Source organism: Plantactinospora mayteni (assembly GCF_016862935.1).
GTDB lineage: Bacteria > Actinomycetota > Actinomycetes > Mycobacteriales > Micromonosporaceae > Plantactinospora > Plantactinospora mayteni.
Genome location: NZ_BONX01000045.1, coordinates 205870 through 212634 on the forward strand (window position 1 = coordinate 205870; position 6765 = coordinate 212634).

The following is a 6765-nucleotide window of genomic DNA, read 5'->3' on the forward strand; positions in this document are numbered from 1 at the left end:
CGACACCTCGGTGGCCGGGATCCGCGTGACGACTCCCCCGCTGGGCGCGAGTCGTCAGGGCCGACCGAGGACGAGGCGGAGACTGTCAGATGTCCGTGACGCGCAGCGACGCGTGCGCCTTGTAGCGCTTGTTGATGGCGATGAGGTTGGCGGTGAGCGCCTCGACCTGGCCGGCGTTGCGGAGGCGTCCCGCGTACACCCCTCGGCAACCGGCGATCCGGCCGGCAAGCTCCTGCACCAGATTCGTGGCCCCGCGGTCGTCGCCCATCACCAGCACGTCGGCGTCGAGCGACGCGACCTCGTCGTCGAGCAACACCACTGCCGACAGGTGGTGGAAGGCGGCAACCACGATGGCGTCGGCGAGCAGCGTCTGGGCCTGCTGAGCGGCGCTGCCTTCGGGAACGCTCGGCACGAACGGGCCCATCTTGTCGAAGGCCAGCGGGTTGACGCAGTCGACGACGACCTTGCCCGCCAGCTCCTTGGCCAACGCCTCGACCTGGCTCCGATGCCCTTCCCAGGGCACGGTGACGAGCACGATGTCGGCGATCCCGGCACAGTCCTCGTTGGTCGTCCCACGGACGCCGCCACCTAGCCCGGCAGCAGCCGCCTCCGCGCGCTCGGCGGACCGGGATCCGATGACCACCCGTAGTCCGCTGGCAGCGAACCGGCGAGCCAGTCCCCTGCCCTGCGGACCCGTCCCACCGATGATCCCGACGATCTTGTCGGCGAGGCGGTCCACGACCGGGTCGTCTTCGTCGACTGCACTCATTTTGACTCCTCAGCTCACCGATCTTGCTTCTGAGGATAATCATATGCATAGAATGTGCGCAACGGTGGAGGGTGGGATGACAGGATCGGTCGTGGTGGTCGGCGCCGGACTGGCCGGGCTGCGAGCAGCCGAGCGGCTCCGCGCCGCTGGTTGGGCCGGGCCCGTCACCGTCATCGGCAGTGAGCCCCATCCGCCGTACAACCGTCCGCCGCTGACCAAGACTGCCTTGCGCGACGGTGTGGACCCCGAGGCCCTCGCTTTCCGGCAGCGACCGTCCACTGCCGATGTGGAATGGCGTCTCGGCACCACGGTCCGGTCGGCCGACCTGAGCGAGCGCACCGTGACCCTGGACGACGGATCCAACCTGCCGTACGACGGCTTGGTCATCGCGACCGGGGTGTCCGCGCGGCGGCTGGGCCTCGCGGCCCCCCGCTCGTGGCGGCACACCGTGCGGACCGTCGAAGACGCCAAGGCGCTCCGCGAGGACCTCCAGGACGGCAGTCGAGTGGTCATCATCGGCGGAGGGTTCATCGGCTGCGAGGTGGCGAGCACGGCGGTGTCGCTCGGCTGCGAGGTGACGGTGGTCGAACCCCTTTCGGTGCCGCTCGAAGGGCCTGCCGGGCCTGCCCTCGGAGCCGAGATACAGCGCCGACATGAGAGTCGGGGCGTCCGGTTCAGGACCGGGCGGACCGTGGTGGCAATGCGTCGAGAGGCCGCCGCCGAGGGCCGCACGACGGTCGAACTCGACGATGGCGGTCGACTCGTCGCCGATGTCGTGGTCGAAGCGGTGGGCTCCACCGCGAACACCGGATGGCTCCAGGGACAGGGGCTCGACCTCACCAACGGGGTCCTCTGTGACGTGGACCTACACCCACTGACCGCTGCCGGCCCACTCCGCGACGTGGTGGCCATCGGCGACGTCGCCAGGTTCCCGGTACCCATGTTCCGAGGCATGCCCTGCCGAATCGAACACTGGACGATGCCGACGGAGATGGCCGGCCACGCGGCACGCTCGCTCATCGCCGGAGTCACCGGAGAGTCGGTCGCCGGTCCCGCGTTCAACCCGCTCCCCACGTTCTGGAGCGACCAGTACGGCACCCGTATCCAGTCCTTCGGGATCCCCGCCCTCGGGCGCGACGACGTCCGCGTCCTGGAGGGCGATCTGACGTCCGAGGCCGTACTCGGCTACCACCGCGCAAACACCCTGGTGGGCGTCGTCCTCCTGGGCATGGCGAAGCAGATGATCACCTACCGCCAGGCGCTGATCGATGCCAACCCACCGGCACCAGCCACCAAGCTCGGGAGAGAGGGCACTCGATGACGTCGAGCACCGGCACCACGCCCGCAAGGCTGGGCGATCGCCACGCCGGGCTGCTGGCCGGAGGAGACACATGGACCGTGAAGTGATCCGTTGACGCAGCCACCGGTCCCCCTACCGCGCGCCGTGGCCGAAGACGCCGCTCCCCCGGGAACGAAGCTACTGCCCGGGTGGCTCTTCGTGGCGATGGCGACCTTCATCGGCCTCAACCTTCGCGCGGCCCTGGGTTCGGTACCTCCGCTGCTGCCGCCGATCACCGACGAACTCGGACTGTCGAGCACGACACAGGGCATGCTCACCTCGGTCGCGATCCTCTTCACCGGACTCTGTGCACCGGTGGGGCAGAAGCTGGGCGCCAGGATCGGACCGGAGCGGGCCACCGCCGTGATGCTCGGCACCTTGGCTGTCGGATGTTCGATCCGACTGGTCGCCGACCACACGTGGGTCTTCCTGCTTTCCAGTGCGGTGGCAGGGGTGGGCATGGGCGGTGCGACCGCCCTTCTGCCGAGCCTGATCGCCCACCACGTGCCCAAGATCCGTGGAATCGCGATGGGCCTCTACTCCACCGGGCTAGCCATGGGTGTTGCGGTTGCCGCATGGATCGCGGTACCGACCGACGCCTGGCTCGGTGGCTGGAAGCCGGCTCTCGCACTGTGGGGCCTCATCGCCCTGGTGACCCTCGCCCTGTGGCTCTGCGCCACTCCCCGTCTTCGCCGCGCGTACCCGTCCCGGGAGGTGACCGGACTCGTGGTGAACCACCGCCTGCCGTGGCGCTCCCGTACGGCCTGGTGGGTCACGTGGTACACGACCGCAGCCATGATCATCGGCTTCAGCGGACTGGCTTGGGTAACACCGCTGTACGTCGAACTCGGCGTCCCCGACCAGCGGGCGGCCGGCTACTTCGTGGCCTTCCAGGTGGTCCAGCTCGCCGGCATGCTCACCCTGCCCTGGCTGACCGACTACACGCGTGATCGTCGTCCGCTCCTGGCCCTGGTCCTGGTCTCCAGCGCAGTGGGAATCGCCTGCCTGCTGATCGACCCGCTCGGACTCGTGTGGCCAGCCATGTGCTTGTTCGGAACCGGGGCCGGCGGCGGCTCGACGTTGGCTCTCGTGCTCCTGGTGGACGTGGCGAGCAGCCAGGCGGACGCGGCGAGGCTGAGCGGAATGGTCATGCTGGTCGCCTATGTCGCCGGCGCGTTCGCCCCGGTACTTCTCGGAGTCCTGCACGACCTCACCGGCGCCTACACCGCCGGGTACTCCGTCATCCTGGCCCTGATCCTGGGCGTACTGGTGACGATCCCGGCCTTCCGGCCCGACCGCCGGCTGGAGAACCCCGCGCTGGGCCACCCCGCATCCGTGAGCCCCAGCCAGGGTCAGTCAGCTCGGCGATAGTCCTTGAGGAAGGCGTTGCCCTGATCGGAGTAGAGCACCTCGGGCCAGTCGGACGGCCTGTGGTCGCCATAGGCCCGGACGCTGTTGCGGTCGCCGAGGTCGGTCGCCAGTTCCGCGAACGGCATGTAGTACATGTAGCCCATCTTTCGGTCGGCGAAGCGCCACCGGCCGGCGACGCGGCGGTAGACGTCCTTGTATCTCAACGCGACCTGCATCGCGACGCCGTTGCGATCGACCTCGGCGTGGCCCGCGAGAAGCCCGGTCGCCCGGTCAGGATCGGACCCGTCGAACCGGACCACGTGTCCGTGCGAGAAATGGTTTGTCGGCCCGAGCGCGGCGAAGCGGCCGAGGTACGTCGTGACGATCTCCTCGATCCCGTTGGCGCCGAACACGCCGTCCTCTGAGCGGAGGGTCGCGTCGTCGCAGAAGATCTCCCGGATCCCCTCCTCGTCACGCTCGTCCATGACGAAACCGTAGAGCACACCGAGCTCCTGGATCGCGAGGCGATCCTCCAGTCGACCGACCCGCGCGTCGAGGGACCTCAACTCACTCATGTGCTGGCTCCTTCACCACCGCGACAGACGAATTTCCCTGCGAATTGTATGCATGGATTGGCAGCCTGACAATGGGCCCTCCGGCCGTAGCGGGACCTTGGTCAAGTTAGAACGCACCAGCACCGAACTGCCGGATCGTCACCGGCCACACAGGACCGACCCACCACCGGCCGCACCGGAGAGCCGGTTCCCAGTCCTAGCCGGCCCGCGCCGCGTCTCGACGGGCGTTTCGGGTGATCAGCGGAGTGATGAGCTCCGAGACTGTCGCCACAGCGGCCTCCAGGGCAGGGCGGGGGTCCTCGGTTCCCCCGGACCGCAGCCACTCGCGAAGGACCTGGTTGTGGGCGGCCACGAAGGATGCTGCCGCGACATGGGCCGCCAGCGCAGCCGCGGAGGTGTCGGGGAGTCTGCTCCGTAGGTAGTCGCTGAGAACCCGCTCATATCTGGCGACGCTGGCGATCTCGCGATCCCGAAGAGCGGCGGCCTCGCGCGTCAGCCGATAGCGGGCGATGGTTTGTTGTGGCGTCGCTATGAAGCTTTCGAAGATCAGTCGAGTGGCCTCCGCGACCGCGAAGACCGGCTCGGCATTCGCCGAGGCTCCGAGGTACCAGCGCACGCGGTCCAGGACGGAGTCGTGATCAGGAAAGATCACGTCGTCCTTGGACGGAAAGTGCCGAAAAAAGGTACGCCGGGCGACCCCGGCAGCCGCCGTTATGTCGTCGATGGTCGTGCTCTCGTAGCCCTGGTCGGCGAAGAGCTCAAAGGCAGCCCGCGCCAGTCGATCCCGGACGGACTCCCCTGCTGTGGCGGAAGCTGGTCCGACGCCCGGGTACATGCCTGGACAATAGCATTGCGCAACTGAGTGACAGATCACATGCACGGGATGCTTGTATCGCGGCACTGAGTGCCAGTAGCGTCGAGCTGTGCCCACTCCCCATCCAGCCATGAGCGAGTCCGGCCTCCCCATCGCCCCGGTCTGCGACGAGTCCGCACTCCAGGGGTTCGATCCACAGGCCCGGCTCGGCAAGCCGGGGGAATATCCCTTCACCCGCGGCGTCTACCCCACGATGTACACGGGCAAGCCGTGGACGATGCGCCAGTACGCCGGATTCGGCACGGCCCGGGAGTCCAACGAGCGCTACCACCAGTTGGTCAAGGCGGGCACGGGTGGCCTCTCCGTGGCCTTCGATCTGCCAACCCAGATGGGCTACGACTCCGACGAGCCGATCGCCCACGGTGAGGTGGGCAAGGTCGGGGTGGCCATCGATTCCGTCGACGACATGCGCACCCTGTTCCGCGGACTGCCGTTGGACAAGGTCAGCACCTCGATGACCATCAACTCACCAGCCTCGACGATGCTGCTTCTCTACCAGCTGGTCGCCGCCGAGGAGGGGATCGCGGGGAACCAGCTCACGGGCACGGTGCAGAACGACGTGCTCAAGGAGTACATCGCCCGGGGCACGTACATCTACCCGCCCAAGGCGTCGCTGCGGCTCATCAGCGACATCTTCGCGTACTGCCAGAACGAGATGCCGCGCTGGAACACGATCTCCATCTCCGGCTACCACATGGCCGAGGCGGGGGCCACGCCCGTGCAGGAGATCGCCTTCACGTTGGCCAACGCCAAGGAATACGTCCGGACGGCCATCGCGGCGGGGCTCGACGTCGACGACTTCGCCCCGCGACTGTCGTTCTTCTTCGTCGCTCGGACCACGCTGCTCGAGGAGGTGGCGAAGTTCCGCGCGGCTCGACGGATCTGGGCACGCATCATGCGTGAGGAGTTCGGCGCGAAGAACCCCAAGAGCCAGATGCTGCGCTTCCATACCCAGACCGCTGGTGTGCAACTGACCGCCCAGCAGCCCGAGGTCAACCTGGTGCGGGTGGCGCTGCAAGGGCTCGGGGCGGTGCTGGGTGGTACGCAGAGTCTGCACACGAACTCCTACGACGAAGCCATCGCACTGCCGACGCAGAAGGCAGCGCGCCTGGCGCTGCGGACCCAGCAGGTCATCGCCTACGAGACGGATGTCACCAAGACGGTCGACCCGTTCGCGGGGTCCTACGTCGTCGAGGCGATGACCGACGACGTGGCGGCGGCCGTGGTCGAGCTCATCCAGGCGGTCGAGGACCGCGGCGGTGCCGTAGCGGCGATCGAGCAGGGTTTCCAGAAGAGCGAGATCGAACGCTCGGCCTACCGGAACGCACTCGAGATCGACAGTGGCGAGCGGACGGTGGTGGGACTGAACCGGTTCGCCCTGGACGAGGAAGAGCCGTACGAGCCCCTTCGGGTCGACCCTCAGATCGAGGTCGACCAGCGTGAGCGCCTCGCGGCGCTACGCAAGGAGCGTGGCAACCGGGCGGTCCTGCGTGCCTTGGACGACCTGCGAGCCGCGGCGTCGGGCAGTGACAACGTGCTGCTGCCGATGCGCGAGGCGCTGCGCCAGCGAGCCACGGTCGGCGAGGTCAGCCATGCCCTGCGCGACGTGTGGGGCGTGTACGTCCCGCGCGACACAGTCTGACATCTCCACCGATGCCCGGGACGGCGAGAACACAACGGCGTTCTGCTCGTCTGCCGCAGCGCCCACTGGGCACCGCGCCCGGCCGAATAGCCCCATCTTGACCCTGAACAGACAAGGACGCAGCGATGAGTACCGCGCCTAGCCTCCCCAGCTCGGAGGCCGACATGGACCCGCACAGTACCGCTGGTCGGTTGGCGGATCTGGATCGTCGGGTGG

Annotated in this window: 6 protein-coding genes; 3 read left to right on the top strand and 3 right to left on the bottom strand. The window is 68.0% G+C overall.

What is annotated here, in order from left to right:
• Positions 1-85: 85 nt before the first annotated feature.
• Entirely contained in the window at positions 86-769 is a 684-nt protein-coding gene (gene npdG / locus Pma05_RS30620) for an NADPH-dependent F420 reductase (protein WP_203860961.1), read from the bottom strand.
• Between npdG and Pma05_RS30625 the strand changes: the two genes are divergently transcribed.
• The gene (locus Pma05_RS30625) at positions 705-2090 is read left to right on the top strand and encodes an NAD(P)/FAD-dependent oxidoreductase (protein WP_203860962.1); all 1386 of its coding nucleotides are present in this window, start codon (positions 705-707) and stop codon (positions 2088-2090) included. The genes npdG and Pma05_RS30625 overlap by 65 nt on opposite strands.
• Positions 2091-2273: 183 nt before the next feature.
• A complete protein-coding gene (locus Pma05_RS30630; protein ID WP_239313403.1) occupies positions 2274-3479 on the top strand; it encodes an MFS transporter in 1206 nt (401 codons plus the stop codon).
• Here Pma05_RS30630 and Pma05_RS30635 read toward each other — a convergent pair.
• Both Pma05_RS30635 and Pma05_RS30640 read right to left on the bottom strand, forming a co-directional pair.
• A complete protein-coding gene (locus Pma05_RS30635; protein ID WP_203860964.1) occupies positions 3461-4033 on the bottom strand; it encodes a nuclear transport factor 2 family protein in 573 nt (190 codons plus the stop codon). The two genes, Pma05_RS30630 and Pma05_RS30635, sit on opposite strands and share 19 nt — an antisense overlap.
• Positions 4034-4229: 196 nt before the next feature.
• Complete coding sequence (locus tag Pma05_RS30640; protein WP_203860965.1) at positions 4230-4868, bottom strand: TetR family transcriptional regulator; 639 nt, start codon at positions 4866-4868, stop codon at positions 4230-4232.
• Between the two features lie 109 nt (positions 4869-4977).
• Between Pma05_RS30640 and Pma05_RS30645 the strand changes: the two genes are divergently transcribed.
• A complete protein-coding gene (locus tag Pma05_RS30645) occupies positions 4978-6549 on the top strand; it encodes an acyl-CoA mutase large subunit family protein (RefSeq protein ID WP_203860966.1) in 1572 nt (523 codons plus the stop codon).
• Positions 6550-6765 lie beyond the last annotated feature (216 nt).